This is a genomic window from Terrabacter aerolatus (assembly GCF_007991735.1).
GTDB classification, from domain to species: domain Bacteria; phylum Actinomycetota; class Actinomycetes; order Actinomycetales; family Dermatophilaceae; genus Terrabacter; species Terrabacter aerolatus.
The window spans coordinates 16,906-31,162 of the sequence record NZ_BJYX01000003.1 but is presented as its reverse complement, the minus strand read 5'-3'; the positions used below and the strand labels follow the sequence as shown (position 1 = coordinate 31,162).

Below are 14,257 nucleotides of genomic sequence, written 5' to 3'. Positions count from 1 at the left end.
GCCGGCCGTCCCACCGAGGCATCTCCGGTCAGGAGCCGTAGATCGCGGTGACCCACTCCGGGTGGTCGACGAACGGGTTGCGGTTGTGCTGCCACGTGTCGAAGATGACCTGGTTGCGGCGCTTCTCGAAGGCGTCGGGCGGGTCCTGCAGGTTCCACTGCTTGAGCACCGAGAGCTTGCCGATGGCCGGCGCCGTGCCGTTCCCGACGAGGTTGTCGGGCTCGAGGTCGGCGAACCCGTCACCGCCGTCCCAGCGGACCGCCATGTAGAAGATCATCCGGGCGACGTCGCCCTTGACGGCGTTGCGCGGCTCGAAGGAGTCGCCGTCGCTCAGGCACCCGGTGCACTGCGCCACCGGTGAGCCGCCGAGGTCGAAGTCGAGGTTGCCGCGGGTGCTGTTGACCGTGACGTCCTCGGGACGCAGGTGGTGCACGTCGGTGCCGGGGCCGTCGACCGTGCCGAAGTCGCCGTGGCTCTTGGCCCAGACGTGCTCGCGGTTCCACTGGTCGACGCCACCGCCGTTGTCCGACTTGGCGATCGAGCGGCCCGAGTAGACCTCGATGACGTTGTTCGGGTTGTTCGGGTCCTGGTCGGTGTCCTTGAGGGCCGTCCAGACCTGGTCGTAGGTCAGCGTCGTGACCCCGCTGGAGATGATCCGGTGCAGCTCGCTGTGCAGGGCCGAGCCGGTCTTGCCCATGGCCGACGCGTAGTACGTCGAGTCGTACGGGCTCGTGGTGCCGGTCGGGGCCGGTGTCGTGCTCGTCGGCGGGGTGGTCGTCGGGGGCGGGGTGCTCGTCGACGTCCCGCTGAAGGCGAAGGCGCTCGTCGAGGTCATGCCGGGGTGGGAGAAGTACGCCGACAGCGAGCCGGTCACATCGAGCTGGCGGCCCATGAGCGACGGGTTGCTCTGCAGGCCCCAGGCGGACCGGAAGGCCGACGGGATCTGGACGTAGAGCATCCTGCTCGTCGACGTCTCGGAGGCCGAGTCGGCGATGGCGAGGGCGTAGTCGTTGGGAAAGCCCGAACGGACGACCGTGTTCGTGGCCGTGGGCTGGCCGACGACGTAGCCGCGGACGGCGGCGCTCTGCCCGCTCTGCGAGGCGAGCGCCTGCGAGACGGTGAGCGGGGCTGCGGCGGCTGCGGCTGCCACGTGCGGGACGGGGAGGGCTCCTGCGGCGGGTGACCCGGCTGCACCGGTGAGCGCGACGCTCGGTGGGACGAGGGCGACGACCAGTCCGGTGAGGACTGCGGCGATGCGGCGCCGAGGGATGACGACGGGCACGAGTGCTCCTGTGGGGGCGTGGATTCGGGCGGTCAGGCGCCCGCCACCCGGGATGGGGCGGCGGCTCCACGAGCGTCGCGCACCGGCCCTCGATGCCGGGTCAGCCGTTGGTCTCACCTTTGTCAGCGCGTCCCCAAGATTCGGCAGGACGACCGCCGGGGGCGCGTCCCGGGCTTCGCACGCTGAGACCGTGGTCCCTGCCGTTCGGCGTGCCTTCTAGACTGGTGACCCATGATGTCCTCCCTCGACCTGCGCGGCCGCACGCTCGACGTGCGCTTCCTGCGCCGGGCCCTTCCCCGAGCCGAGTTCGACGTCACGGCCGCCCTCGAGCAGGTGCGGCCGATCTGCGAGGACGTCGAGCATCGCGGGGCCGAGGCGCTGCGCGACCTCGGTGAGCGCTTCGACGGGGTCCGGCCGACGCACCTGCGGGTGCCGCGGGTGCTGCTGCAGTCCGCCCTCGACCAGCTCGACCCCGACCTGCGCGCCGCGCTCGAGGAGTCGGTCCGTCGGGCCCGCATCGTGCACGCCGACCAGCGCCGCACCGACACGACCACGCAGGTCGTGCCCGGGGGCACCGTCACCGAACGCTGGGTGCCCGTCGACCGCGTCGGTCTCTACGTGCCCGGCGGCCTGGCCGTCTACCCGAGCAGCGTCATCATGAACGTCGTCCCCGCCCAGCTCGCCGAGGTCGGCTCGCTGGCCGTCGCGTCGCCGCCGCAGCGCGAGAACGTCGGCGAGTTCGCCGGCTACCCCAACCCGACGATCCTCGCCGCGTGCGCCCTCCTCGGGGTCGACGAGGTGTATGCCGTCGGCGGCGCCCAGGCGGTCGCGATGTTCGCGCACGGCTTCGTCGACGACGACCCGCAGTGGGGCGAGGTCGACGGAAACACGGTCGTGTGCGACCCCGTGTCGCTCGTCACGGGTCCCGGCAACATCTGGGTCGTCGCCGCCAAGCGCCTGCTCAAGGGCCTCATCGGCATCGACGCCGAGGCCGGCCCGACCGAGATCGCCATCCTCGCCGACGACTCCGCCGACCCCGACCACGTGGCCGCCGACCTCGTCAGCCAGGCCGAGCACGACCCGCTCGCGGCGTCGGTCCTCGTCACCGACAGCGAGGAGCTCGCCGAGGCGACCCGTCGCTCGCTCGCGCGCCGCGTGCCCGCGACGAAGCACTCCGCGCGTGTCACCGAGGCCCTCGAGGGCACCCAGTCGCGCATCGTCCTCGTCGACGACGTCGACGCCGGGCTCGACGTCGTCAACGCGTATGCCGCCGAGCACCTCGAGATCCAGACCCGTGACGCCGCAGGGGTGGCCGCCCGCGTGCGCAACGCCGGAGCTGTCTTCGTCGGACCTCACAGCCCAGTGAGCCTCGGCGACTACGCTGCCGGCTCCAACCACGTGCTGCCCACCGCAGGCTGCGCCTGCCACAGCAGCGGCCTGTCGGTGCAGTCGTTCCTGCGCGGCATCCACGTCGTCGACTACGACGAGCCCGCCCTGCGCGGGGTCGCGCGCCACGTCGTGACGCTGGCCCAGGCCGAGGACCTCCCGGCGCACGGCGAGGCCGTGACGGCGCGCTTCGGCGACGAGGTCCCACGGTGACGCACGCCGGGACCGGGCAGGCGGGTGCGGCCGAGGAGGTCCAGCGGCTGCTGCGACCGGACCTGCGTGGGCGCACGCCCTACGGGGCCCCGCAGCTCGACGTGCCGGTGCGGCTCAACACCAACGAGAACTCCTACCCGGTGCCGCAGGTCGTCGTGGACGCCGTCGTCGCGGCGCTCGCCGACGACGTGGCCTCCCTCAACCGCTACCCGGACCGGGAGTTCACCGACCTGCGCAAGGCGCTGACGGCATACCTCGAGAAGCAGTCGGGCGTGTCGGTGACTCCCGAGCAGGTCTGGGCGGGCAACGGCTCCAACGAGGTGCTCTCGCACATCGTGCAGGCGTTCGGGGGCCACGGCAGGGTCGCGCTCGGCTTCACCCCGAGCTACTCCATGCACCCCATCATCAGCGAGACCAACGGCATGACGTGGGTCGACGGACTGCGCTCGGCCGCAACCGAACCCGATGCCTTCGACCTCTCGCCCGAGTCCGCGGTCGCCCAGGCGCGCGAGCACGACCCGTCGATCGTCTTCCTCTGCTCGCCGAACAACCCGACCGGCACGGCCCTGCCCTTCGAGGTCATCGGTGCGGTGCTCGACGCCGCGCCGAACGCGATCGTCGTCGTCGACGAGGCCTACGCCGAGTTCGCCCGGCCCGGCACGCGGTCCGCGCTGACGCTGCTCGCCGAGCACCCGCGACTCGTCGTGACGCGCACCATGAGCAAGGCGTTCGCCTTCGCCGGCGGGCGTCTCGGCTACCTCGTCGCTGCCCCCGAGCTCGTCGACGCGCTGCGACTCGTCCGACTGCCCTACCACCTGAGCAGCCCGACCCAGACGATCGCGCGCATCGCCCTCGAGCACGCGGACGTCATGCTCGGCACCGTCGAGGTCATCAAGCACCAGCGCGACCGCATCGTCGAGCGCCTCGCCGAGCTCGGCGCGCGGCCGGTCGCCAGCGACAGCAACTTCGTCCTCTTCGGCGGCCTGCGCGACGAGGTGGCCACCTGGCAGGCCCTGCTCGACGCGGGCGTCCTCGTGCGCGACATGGGCATCGCCCACCACCTGCGCGTCACGGCCGGCGACCCCGACGAGACGACGGCCTTCCTCGAGGCCATGACCCGCCTCGCCCCCACCCACGTGCTCGCCCCCAGCGCCGACCGGCAGGAGCCCACCGCATGAGCCGCACCGCCACGATCACCCGCGCCACGTCTGAGTCGTCCGTCGAGCTGTGGCTCGACCTCGACGGCACCGGCACCTCGGACATCTCGACCGGGGTCCCCTTCTACGACCACATGCTCCACTCGCTGAGCAAGCACTCGCTCATCGACCTCACCGTCAAGGCGACGGGCGACGTGGACGTCGACGTCCACCACACCGTCGAGGACACCGCGATCGTGCTCGGGCAGGCGCTGCGCGAGGCGCTCGGCGACAAGTCCGGCATCTCGCGCTTCGGCGACGCCACGGTCCCGCTGGACGAGGCGCTGTGCCACGCGGTCGTCGACGTCGCGGGCCGCCCGTACGTCGTGCACGAGGGGGAGCCCGAGGGGCAGCAGTACGCCCTCATCGGCGGCCACTTCACCGGCTCGATGACCCGCCACGTGCTCGAGTCCTTCGCCTACAACGCCGGGCTCTGCCTGCACGTTCGGGTGCTCGCCGGCCGCGACCCCCACCACATCGTCGAGGCCCAGTTCAAGGCGGTCGCCCGCGCGCTGCGCGCCGCCGTGGCCCCCGATCCACGCGTCGTGGGCATCCCCAGTGCCAAGGGAGCGCTCTGACGATGGTGGCGCCGCGATGAGCGCCGACGTCGTCGTCCTCGACTACGGCAGCGGCAACGTCCGCTCGGCCGTGCGCGCCCTCGAGCGGGTCGGCGCCGCGGTCACCCTGACGGCCGACCCGCACCGCGCCCTCGAGTGCGACGGCCTCTTCGTCCCCGGGGTCGGCAACTTCCACGCCTGCATGTCCGGGCTCGCCGCGGCGCACGGACCCCGCATCATCGGCCGGCGCATCAGCGGTGGCCGTGCGGTGCTCGGGGTCTGTGTCGGCATGCAGGTGCTCTTCGACGGGTCGACCGAGCCGTCCGAGCACCCGCTCGACGGTCTGGCCGAGTGGCCGGGGACGGTGGAGCGACTGCCGGCCGACATCGTGCCGCACATGGGCTGGTCGGAGGTCGAGGTTCCCGAGGGGTCGAGCCTCTTCGCGGGCGTCGAGCACGAGCGCTTCTACTTCGTCCACTCGTATGCCGTGCAGGACTGGACGCTCGAGGCCACCGGCGCCTTCGTCAGGGTCGCCCCCCGGGTCACCTGGGCGCGACACGGTGGGCGGTTCGTCGCCGCCGTCGAGAACGGCCCCCTGAGCGCGACCCAGTTCCATCCCGAGAAGTCCGGCGACGCTGGGCTGCACCTGCTCGAGAACTGGGTCCGCACCCTCTGACCGTCGGCGCGACGTCCGCTCGTCCGTGGTCGGCCCGTCGGTGCGAGGTGCACCAGGCGCCGACGACCCCACTCGCGTACTTACGGACCGGCCGCCCACGTCCCGGACCGGGCGGGCCCGCGCACCCGGGCTCACGGCATACTCGACAGTCCATGCCACAGTCCACGCCACAGTCATGCCACAGTCCCTGCCACGACCTCCGAGGAGCGCGTACGCCGTGAACGACCAGCCCCGACTCGAGCTGCTGCCCGCCGTCGACATCGCCGGGGGCCGCGCCGTCCAGCTCGTGCAGGGCGTCGCCGGCAGCGGCGGCGAGTTCGGCGACCCCTGGGAGTCCGCGCTGCGCTGGCAGGAGCAGGGGGCCGAGTGGATCCACCTCGTCGACCTCGACGCCGCATTCGGCCGCGGCAGCAACCGTGAGCTCATCGCCTCGATCGTGGGCCGGCTCGACCTGCAGGTCGAGCTCTCCGGCGGCATCCGTGACACCGAGTCGCTCGAGGCTGCTCTCGCGACGGGCTGCCGACGCGTCAACATCGGCACGGCAGCGCTCGAGGACCCCGAGTGGACGGCCTCGATCATCGCCGCGCACGTCGACCGCGTCGCCATCGGCCTCGACGTGCGCGGCACGACGCTCGCGGCGCGCGGCTGGACGCGTGAGGGTGGTGACCTGTGGGAGACGCTCGCGCGTCTCGACGCGGAGGGCTGCGCCCGCTACGTCGTCACGGACGTCAACAAGGACGGCATGCTCCAGGGCCCCAACGTCGAGCTGCTCCGCGACGTGTGCGCCCGCACCGACCGTCCCGTCGTCGCGAGCGGCGGCGTCTCGACCCTCGATGACATCTCCACGATCCGTGAGCTCGTCGGCGACGGCGTCGAGGGCGCCATCGTCGGGTCCGCGCTCTACCGCGGCGCGTTCACCCTCCCGGAGGCGCTCGACGTCGCCGGACGACCGGGCGCATGACCGCGCCGACGCCTGCGTCGGGCCACCGGGACGACCGCGGCCGCCCCGCGGACTCCGCCGGTCAGGCGTGGGAGGGCAAGTCGATCCCGTCCCACGGCTTCTCCGGAGACACGGGAGTCGCCGACCCGGCCCTCGTGGCCGCCCTGGTCGCGGCCTCCGCGGCTCCGGGCGACGACACGGAGACGACCCTCATGGAGCACGTCTCGCAGGCGCGCTGGCTCGTCCCCGTCGTCGCGGTGGCCTCGGAGGTCGACGAGTCGGGAGCCCACGCGGTCGACACCCGCAGCGACATGGCCGCCGTCACGCTGACGGCTCCTGACGGCTCCCGCGCCCTGCCGATGTTCTCCTCGCTCGAGAGCCTGGCGGCGTGGGACCCGAGTGCACGACCCGTGCCGGTGCGCGCCTCGGCAGCGGCGCAGGCCGCGATCAGCGAGGAGTGCCAGGTGCTCGTCGTCGACGTCGCCTCCTCGCACGCCACCGCGCTGCGACCGAGCATGCTCTGGGCCCTGGCGCAGGAGCGCGCGTGGGAGCCGAGCCACCGCGACGCCCACGTGCAGGCCGCCGTCGAGGCCGCGGTGGCGGCCGAGCCCCGGGTGACGGCCCACCGCGTGGAGGCCGGCGAGCCCGCGGGAGCCGGCGTCCTGAGGGTCCTGCTGGCCCTCGAGCCGGGTCTCGACGCCGACGAGGTCGGCGCCGTCGCCATCCGGATCGGCGAGCGGATCGCGACCGACGGCGAGACCCGTGCGAGGATCGATGCTCTGACCTTCGCGCTCGAAGCGGCGCGCTGAGCACACCACCCCGAGGAGGTGCCGACGTGGACACCACACCGCAGCAGACTCGGGAGCGTGGCTCCGGGCCGTCGACGGCGTCCGACGAGACGTCCCACGAGACGACCGGTACGGCGACGGGCGCCAGCTCGTCCTCCCGCAGCGACGGGGGCCCCCGTTCCCGTCCGGCCGGAGGCGGCAGCGGCGGGGGACCGCTCGGTTTCATGGTCGACCCCGCTCTCGATGCCCGACGCCGTCGGGACCTGCGCCGGATGCGCCTCGTGGCCACCGGCCTGCTCGTGCTCGCCGCGGTCGTCTACGTCCTGACGCGCGGGCACGACGACGGGCTGCTCGGCTTCGTCAACGCCGGGGCCGAGGCCTCCATGGTCGGTGCGTGCGCGGACTGGTTCGCCGTCACCGCGATCTTCCGGCACCCGCTGGGACTGCCGATCCCGCACACGGCCCTCATCCCGCGCAAGAAGGAGATGATCGGCCGCAGCCTCGAGGAGTTCGTCAGCGAGAACTTCATGCGCGAGGACATCATCCGCGAGCGGGTCCTCGACGCCGAGCCCACCCGGCGCGCCGCCGAGTGGGCCCTGGCTCCGGGTCACGCCAAGCGTCTCGTCGACGAGGTCGCGACCGTCACCGTGCACGCGTTGCACCGCATCCCCGACGACGACGTGCGCGCCGTCATCGAGCAGGCGGTCCTGCCCCGCCTCGCGCAGGAGCCGATCAGCTCGCTGGCCGGAGGCCTGCTCGACCAGGTGGTGCGTGACGACGCCCATGTCGGTCTCGTGGACCTGGCTCTCGACGAGATGCGGGTCTGGCTCGTCGACAACGAGGACCTCTTCGAGTCGCTCATCACGCAGCGGGCGCCGGCCTGGGTGCCCACCGCGGTCAACGACCTCGTGGCGCGGAAGATCCACGTCGAGGCCCTCAAGTGGCTGGCCGACATCCGCAACGACCCGAAGCACGACGTGCGGCTCGCCCTGGACAAGCTGCTCATCGACCTCGCCGACGACCTCCAGCACGACCCGGTCACGCAGGCCAAGGCGGAGCGGCTCAAGGAGCGGGTGCTCTCGCACCCGCAGGTCGCCGACACGGCGATGTCGCTGTGGGGCTCGCTGCGCGCGGTCGTCGTCGCCGCCCTGGAGGACGAGGAGGGACCGGTCCGGGTCCGCGCCGTCACGGAGGTGACGGGGCTCGCCGAGCGGCTCCTCGCCGATGCCGCGCTGCGGGACCGCATCGACGCCCGCATCTGTGACGCGACGGTCTACGCGATCGACCGCTACGGCACCGAGCTGACGCGGATCATCAGCGACACCGTCGACCGGTGGGACGGCAAGGAGACGGCCGAGCGCGTCGAGCTGCAGGTGGGCCGCGACCTGCAGTTCATCCGCATCAACGGCACCCTGGTCGGCGGTCTCATCGGCATGGTCATCCACGCCGTCTCGATCCTGCTGCCGTCCTGACGTCGCGTTGACGTCGCGGCCGCCGGCGCCGGACGCGAACCTCAGCTGTGCGCGTCGAGCCGGTCGGTGACCGTGCGCAGGGTCTCGTGCAGGGCGAGCATCTGCTCGCGGGAGAGTCCGCTGCGGGCGGCGATCTGCTGGGGCAGCTCGCGCAGGGCTGCGATGCGCTCGTGCCCGGTCGACGTGGCCGACACGAGCACGCGCCGCTCGTCCTCGGGGTCTCGGGTCCGGCCGACGAGACCCGCTGCCTCCATCCGCTTCAGCAGCGGCGACAGGGTGCCGGAGTCGAGCCGCATCAGCTCACCCAGCCGGCTCACGGTCAGCGGGCCGTGCTCGGCGATCCCCATGAGCGCGATGTACTGCGGGTACGACAGGCCGTGCTCGGCGAGCAGCTCGCGATAGACGGCGTCGAACGCGCGCACCGTCGTGTGCATCGCGTAGCAGATCTGCTGCTCCAGGCTCAGCGGGCCGGGGCTCGGGGTGGACGGACTGGACGGGCTCATGGCTCAAGCGTACTATCAAATTGCGCACAACTTAATTGCCAGCAATTCAAGGAGCCTGATGAGCACCACCACGCAGACCGCCCAGTACGTCGCCTCGGCCACCGCCTCCGGACGCGAGGGGCGCGCCGTCACCTCCGACGGCCGCCTTGACGTCACGCTCGCCGCCCCGCGTGAGCTCGGCGGCTCCGGTGAGGGCACCAACCCCGAGCAGCTCTTCGCCGCGGGGTATGCCGCGTGCTTCGCGAGCGCTCTCGGCGTCGTCGCGCGCAAGCGTCGGGTCGAGGACTTCGACGTCGCGGTCACCGCCGACGTCAGCCTCTCCGGGTCCTCGAGCACCGGCTTCGGTCTCGGCGTCGTCCTCCACGTCGAGCTGCCCGAGGGTCTCGACCCGCAGCTCGGTCGCGAGCTCGTCGACACCGCGCACCAGGTGTGCCCCTACTCCAACGCCACGCGCGGCAACATCCCGGTCGAGATCCTCGTCGACTGAGGCGCCGATCCCGCACAGCACCACCCTCCACCTCTTCACCACCTGAGAACCCCTGTCCCAGAAGGAGACCCGATGATCAACCCCCGCGAGGTCCAGCTCAAGAGCCGTCCCGTCGGCTGGCCCACCCCTGACGACTTCGCCCTCGTCGAGAGCGCACCCGTCGACCTCGCCGACGGCCAGGTCCGCGTGCGCAACGAGGTCATGTCGGTCGACCCCTACATGCGTGGCCGCATGAGCGAGGCCAAGTCCTACGCCGAGCCGTACGCGCTCGGTGAGGCGATGCACGGTGGCGCGGTCGGCGTCGTGACCGAGTCCAGGGCCGAGGGCATCGCCGTCGGCGACCACGTGCTGCACGGTCTCGGCTGGCGCGAGGAGGCCGTCGTCGACGGCTCCGGCGTGCGCGTCGTCGACACCTCGGTGGCCCCCGCCTCCGCCTACCTCGGCGTGCTCGGCATGACCGGCCTGACGGCATACGCCGGGCTGACCCGCGTCGCGGGGCTCAAGGAGGGCGACGTCGTCTTCGTGTCCGGCGCCGCCGGCGCCGTGGGCAGTGTCGTCGGCCAGGTCGCCAAGGCCCTCGGTGCGAGCCGGGTCATCGGCAGCGCCGGCTCGCAGGAGAAGGTCGACCACCTCCTGAACGACCTCGGCTTCGACGCAGCCTTCAACTACAAGGACGGCCGCGTCTCCGACCTGCTGCGCGAGGCCGCGCCCGACGGCATCGACGTCTACTTCGACAACGTGGGGGGTGACCACCTCGAGGCCGCCGTCGGTTCGCTGCGTCTCGGCGGCCGCATCGCGATCTGCGGTGCGATCTCGGTGTACAACAACACCGAGGCCGCCCCGGGCCCGCGCAACCTGGCCCGCCTCATCCAGACGCGCGGCACGATCACCGGCTTCCTCGTGGGCGACCACTGGGACCTCGCCGGCGAGTACGCCCAGCGTGCCGCCGGCTGGATCGCCGACGGGACCCTGACCTCGCGCGAGACGTTCAGCGACGGCATCGACCACGCCGTGGACGCCTTCCTCGGCGTCCTGCGCGGCGAGAACGTCGGCAAGATGCTCGTCCGGCTCTGACCCGAGCCGGTCGACCGCAACCCGGTCACGACGAAGGAGCAGCCCGCGCGTCCGCGCGGGCTGCTCCTTCGTCGTCGTCGTGGTCTCAGCTGCCGAGGAGGTCCTTGGCCTTGTCGGCGGGCAGGAGGTCGTGGCGCAGCGGCTCGCGCACGAACGACCCCGTCCCGTGCGACACCGAGCGCAGGTCGATGGGGTAGCGCGACAGCTCGGCCGAGGGCACCTCGGCGTGCACGACCGTCCAGCCACCCTCCGGTCCCATGCCGTCGGCCGGCTCGGTGCCCAGCACCTGCCCGCGCCGACCGCGGAGGTCGGACATGACGGCGCCGAGGTACTCGTCGGCGATGGTGATGTCGACCCGGTCGATGGGCTCGAGCAGCGCCATGGTCGAGGCGTTGGCCGCCTCCTTGAGCGCGAGGGCCGCGGCGGTCTGGAAGGCGACGTCGGACGAGTCGACCGAATGCGCCTTGCCGTCCGTCAGCGTGACCCGGACGTCGACGACCGGGTGCCCGGTGAGCAGGCCCTTCTCGAGCTGGAGCCGGGCGCCCTTCTCGACCGACGGGATGAACTGGCGGGGCACCGCCCCGCCGACGACCTTGTCGACGAACTCGAAGCCGGCCCCGCGGGGGAGCGGCTCGATGTCGATGGAGCAGACGGCATACTGCCCGTGCCCACCGGACTGCTTGACGTGGCGGCCCTGCACCGAGCACCGGCGCACGAACGTCTCGCGCAGCGAGGTGCGGTAGGGCTCGGCCGTCACCGTGACGCCGTAGCGGTCCGCGAGCTGACCGATGAGGTCGTCGACGTGGGCCTGCCCCATCGTCCAGAGGACGACCTGGTCGTTCTCGGTCGAGTGCTCCATCCGCATCGTCACGTCCTCGGCGACGAGCCGCTGCAACGCTCCGCCGAGCTTGTCGTCGTCGGACTTCGTCGCGGCCCGGATCGCCACCGGCAGCTGCGGCTCGGGCAGCAGCCACGGCGCGACCACGGCGGGCCGCTCCACCGAGGAGAGGGTGTCCGACGTCTCGGCGCGGGTCAGCTTGGACACGAGCGCCAGGTCGCCGGCGATGGCGGTGCCGCGGGGCCGGTGCGCGTCGACGAACGGTGACGCGAGCGGGCCGACGCGCTCGTCGTCGTCGTGGGCCGGGTGGCCGGCGACCTCGTGCCCGACGAAGTCGCCGAGATGTCCCGACACGTGCACCGGCTCGTCCACGCGCAGCGTGCCGGAGAAGACGCGCACGAGCGACAGGCGCCCGACGTAGGGGTCGGTGGTCGTGCGCACCACCTCGGCGACGAGCGGCTGCGACGGGTCGCACGCGACCCCGCCGATCGCGCCACCGGCAGGTGAGGTGACGGTGGGCAGCGGGTGGACCGTCGGGTCGGGGAAGGCTCGCTCGACCATGCCGAGCAGCTCCTCCACGCCGGCGCCGGTGAGCGGGGAGACGGGCAGGATGGGGAAGAAGGTGCCCTGGGCGATCGCCGTGCGGAGGTCGGCGAGCAGCGCCTCGGTGTCGATGCTCTCGCCCTCGAGGTAGCGGTCGAGCAGGCCGGCGTCCTCGGACTCCTCGATGACGGACTCGATGAGGGCGGCGCGGGCCTCCTCGTGCTCCTCGGACGTCTCACCGGTCAGCAGCCCCACGACGCCGGTGACCGACCCGGCGTCGAGCACGGGCCAGTGCGTGGCGCGGGCGTCACCGAAGGTGCGGCGGCACATCTGCACGGTCGCCGCGAAGTCGGCGCGCGGCTGGTCCAGGTGCGTCACCACGACGGCCCGCGGCATGCCGACGGCCGCGCACTCGCGCCACAGCAGCGACACCGGTCGGTCGATGTCGTCGGCGCCGGACACGACGAAGACCGCGGCGTCCGCGGCACGCAGCCCGGCCCGCAGGTCACCGACGAAGTCGGGGTAGCCCGGCGTGTCGAGCAGGTTGAGGGTGACCGTCCCCGACGTGAAGGAGGCAGCGGTCAGGGTCGTCGTGCGCACGTGCTCGCCGGTGCCGGTGCGCTGCCCCGGGACCCGCGCCGCGACGAGCGCCTCGAAGAGTGCGGTCTTGCCGGCCCCGCCGGGTCCGACCAGCACGACGTTGCGGATGTCCTGCGGCGAGGCGGGGTTGGGGGCCGCAGGAAGGTCTGATCTGCCGGGCGTCTTTGCCATGGCTCCCACCTTTCTCCTGTCCCACGGCGGTCACAAGACCTCTGGCGTATGCCGCGTGGGAGCGCACCGCCGGTGGGCGGGCCGGGTGGCACCGGGCGAGAACCCGCGTGCGCGCCGTCGGTGGCGGGTGGCAGGCTTCGTGCCATGGATCTGGGGGCCTACCGGCCGGTGCTCGCCAACCGCGACACGCGCTCGGCGCTGGTGCTGGGCTTCCTCATCCGCGTCCCGATGTGGGCCGGCGCCGTGATCCTCACGCTGCACGTGGTGTCCTCGCTCGGCCGCAGCTACGGCGAGGCCGGGCTCGTCACGGCGGCCTCCACCGTCGCCGTGGCCGTCTCGGGTCCCTGGCGCGGTCGCCTGCTCGACCGGATCGGCCTGCGCCGAACGGTCGGGCCCTCCCTCGTGGTCCAGGCGGTCTGCTGGTCGATCGCGCCCTGGGTCGGCTACGCCCCGCTCATCGGTTTCGCCGCGCTCGCCGGGCTCTTCGTCGTGCCGACCTTCTCCATCCTGCGCCAGGTCATCATCCGGTCCGTGCCCACCGAGCAGAGGCGCACGGCCCTCTCGCTCGACTCGTCGGCGACCGAGCTGTCCTTCATGGCCGGTCCGGCCATCGGTGTGTGGCTGGCGACCTCGTGGGACACCGGCTGGGCGCTGCTGGTCTGCGAGCTCACCTCCGTCGCAGCGGGGTTCGTCCTGTGGCTCGTCAACCCCAGGCTCACCTCCGACACCGACGCGGTGGGGGAGCAGGTCGCGCTCGACGGGGTGGGCGAGGCCGGGCGGGCCGAGGCCGTCGCCGGCGCGGTCGAGCCCGACGACGCCCCGCCGGCACGCGCGATCCGCGGCTTCATCACCGTTCCGGTCGCCGCGGTCTACCTCGCCGCCGCCTGCTCGACGCTCGTGCTGAGCGGCACCGACGTCTCGATCGTCGCGGCGCTGCGCTCCTTCCAGGCCACCGGCTCGATCGGCTGGGTGCTGGCCCTGTGGGGTGCCGGCTCGCTCGTGGGTGGACTGCTCTACGGCGCCTGGCACCGCTCCTTCTCGGTCTTCTGGCTGCTCGGGGGACTCGCAGCCACGACGGCGCCCGTCGCGCTCGCCGTCGGGGTGCCGAGCTTCGCCGTGCTCATCACGGTGTCCGGCTTCCTCTGCGCCCCGACGATCACCGCGACGGTCGAGCAGCTGAGCCGCCAGGTCCCCGAACGCTTCCGCGGCGAGATGATGGGGTGGCACGGTTCGGCCATGACCGCGGGGTCCGCGGTGGGCGCCCCCGTCGCCGGCTTCGCCATCGACCACGGTGGGTGGCCGTGGGGCTTCGTCGTGGTCTCGGCCCTCGGTGTCGTCATCGCGGTCGCCGGGATGGTCGGTTCACGCGCCAGCCGTGGGGCGCGGGCGGGCGCCGGCTCCGAGGCTCCGGACGAGGGGCGGGTCGGGACTCCGACCCGGGGCGGCAGCGCCGATTCGGAGCACGGCGCCTCGGCTGCTAACATCGGTCACTGACCAGCCGTCACCATGCCCCGCTCCGGCGGACGCCGGT

13 protein-coding genes are annotated in these 14,257 nt (G+C 72.7%); 10 read left to right on the top strand and 3 right to left on the bottom strand.

Annotated elements, in window-relative coordinates; all coding sequences use genetic code 11:
- Positions 1-28: 28 nt before the first annotated feature.
- Positions 29-1,282, bottom strand: a complete 1,254-nt coding sequence (locus TAE01_RS04050) for an endonuclease (RefSeq protein ID WP_147063688.1) — start codon at positions 1,280-1,282, stop codon at positions 29-31.
- A gap of 231 nt (positions 1,283-1,513) precedes the next feature.
- Here TAE01_RS04050 and hisD point away from each other — a divergent pair, with 231 nt between their 5' ends.
- The 7 genes from hisD (at position 1,514) to TAE01_RS04015 (ending at position 8,510) form a co-directional block, all read left to right on the top strand.
- Positions 1,514-2,881 (top strand): histidinol dehydrogenase, encoded by a 1,368-nt coding sequence (hisD, locus tag TAE01_RS04045; RefSeq protein ID WP_147063685.1) that lies wholly within the window; start codon positions 1,514-1,516, stop codon positions 2,879-2,881.
- Positions 2,878-4,059 carry a histidinol-phosphate transaminase gene (locus tag TAE01_RS04040; RefSeq protein WP_147063684.1) on the top strand — a complete coding sequence of 394 codons (1,182 nt, stop codon included), beginning with the start codon at positions 2,878-2,880 and terminating at the stop codon, positions 4,057-4,059. Before hisD ends, TAE01_RS04040 begins: the two co-directional genes overlap by 4 nt.
- Positions 4,056-4,655, top strand: coding sequence for an imidazoleglycerol-phosphate dehydratase HisB (gene hisB / locus TAE01_RS04035; RefSeq protein WP_147063682.1), 600 nt, complete (start codon positions 4,056-4,058; stop codon positions 4,653-4,655). Before TAE01_RS04040 ends, hisB begins: the two co-directional genes overlap by 4 nt.
- A gap of 16 nt (positions 4,656-4,671) precedes the next feature.
- Positions 4,672-5,310, top strand: a complete 639-nt coding sequence (gene hisH, locus TAE01_RS04030) for an imidazole glycerol phosphate synthase subunit HisH (RefSeq protein ID WP_147063680.1) — start codon at positions 4,672-4,674, stop codon at positions 5,308-5,310.
- Between the two features lie 217 nt (positions 5,311-5,527).
- Complete coding sequence (gene priA / locus TAE01_RS04025; protein ID WP_371860822.1) at positions 5,528-6,271, top strand: bifunctional 1-(5-phosphoribosyl)-5-((5-phosphoribosylamino)methylideneamino)imidazole-4-carboxamide isomerase/phosphoribosylanthranilate isomerase PriA; 744 nt, start codon at positions 5,528-5,530, stop codon at positions 6,269-6,271.
- On the top strand, positions 6,268-7,059 hold the full coding sequence (locus tag TAE01_RS04020; protein ID WP_147063676.1) for an SseB family protein: 792 nt from the start codon (positions 6,268-6,270) through the stop codon (positions 7,057-7,059). Before priA ends, TAE01_RS04020 begins: the two co-directional genes overlap by 4 nt.
- Positions 7,060-7,085: 26 nt before the next feature.
- Positions 7,086-8,510, top strand: coding sequence for a DUF445 domain-containing protein (locus TAE01_RS04015; protein ID WP_147063674.1), 1,425 nt, complete (start codon positions 7,086-7,088; stop codon positions 8,508-8,510).
- Positions 8,511-8,551: 41 nt separating this feature from the next.
- Here TAE01_RS04015 and TAE01_RS04010 read toward each other — a convergent pair whose 3' ends face one another.
- Positions 8,552-9,013 carry a MarR family winged helix-turn-helix transcriptional regulator gene (locus tag TAE01_RS04010; protein WP_147063672.1) on the bottom strand — a complete coding sequence of 154 codons (462 nt, stop codon included), beginning with the start codon at positions 9,011-9,013 and terminating at the stop codon, positions 8,552-8,554.
- Positions 9,014-9,071: 58 nt separating this feature from the next.
- Here TAE01_RS04010 and TAE01_RS04005 point away from each other — a divergent pair, with 58 nt between their 5' ends.
- On the top strand, positions 9,072-9,500 hold the full coding sequence (locus TAE01_RS04005; RefSeq protein WP_147063670.1) for an organic hydroperoxide resistance protein: 429 nt from the start codon (positions 9,072-9,074) through the stop codon (positions 9,498-9,500).
- Positions 9,501-9,572: 72 nt separating this feature from the next.
- Positions 9,573-10,574 (top strand): NADP-dependent oxidoreductase, encoded by a 1,002-nt coding sequence (locus TAE01_RS04000; RefSeq protein ID WP_147063668.1) that lies wholly within the window; start codon positions 9,573-9,575, stop codon positions 10,572-10,574.
- 85 nt (positions 10,575-10,659) lie between these two features.
- Here TAE01_RS04000 and TAE01_RS03995 read toward each other — a convergent pair whose 3' ends face one another.
- Positions 10,660-12,726, bottom strand: coding sequence for an elongation factor G-like protein EF-G2 (locus tag TAE01_RS03995; RefSeq protein WP_147063666.1), 2,067 nt, complete (start codon positions 12,724-12,726; stop codon positions 10,660-10,662).
- Positions 12,727-12,870: 144 nt separating this feature from the next.
- Between TAE01_RS03995 and TAE01_RS03990 the strand changes: the two genes are divergently transcribed.
- Positions 12,871-14,220 (top strand): MFS transporter, encoded by a 1,350-nt coding sequence (locus tag TAE01_RS03990; RefSeq protein ID WP_147063665.1) that lies wholly within the window; start codon positions 12,871-12,873, stop codon positions 14,218-14,220.
- Positions 14,221-14,257: the final 37 nt, after the last annotated feature.

Coding starts and splice junctions, on each gene's coding strand:
- hisD (WP_147063685.1), top strand. CDS start 1,514: ATGATGTCCTCCCTCGACCTGCGCGGCCGCACGCTCGACGTGCGCTTC.
- hisB (WP_147063682.1), top strand. CDS start 4,056: ATGAGCCGCACCGCCACGATCACCCGCGCCACGTCTGAGTCGTCCGTC.
- hisH (WP_147063680.1), top strand. CDS start 4,672: ATGAGCGCCGACGTCGTCGTCCTCGACTACGGCAGCGGCAACGTCCGC.
- TAE01_RS04020 (WP_147063676.1), top strand. CDS start 6,268: ATGACCGCGCCGACGCCTGCGTCGGGCCACCGGGACGACCGCGGCCGC.
- TAE01_RS04010 (WP_147063672.1), bottom strand. CDS start 9,013: ATGAGCCCGTCCAGTCCGTCCACCCCGAGCCCCGGCCCGCTGAGCCTG.
- TAE01_RS04005 (WP_147063670.1), top strand. CDS start 9,072: ATGAGCACCACCACGCAGACCGCCCAGTACGTCGCCTCGGCCACCGCC.
- TAE01_RS04000 (WP_147063668.1), top strand. CDS start 9,573: ATGATCAACCCCCGCGAGGTCCAGCTCAAGAGCCGTCCCGTCGGCTGG.
- TAE01_RS03995 (WP_147063666.1), bottom strand. CDS start 12,726: ATGGCAAAGACGCCCGGCAGATCAGACCTTCCTGCGGCCCCCAACCCC.
- TAE01_RS03990 (WP_147063665.1), top strand. CDS start 12,871: ATGGATCTGGGGGCCTACCGGCCGGTGCTCGCCAACCGCGACACGCGC.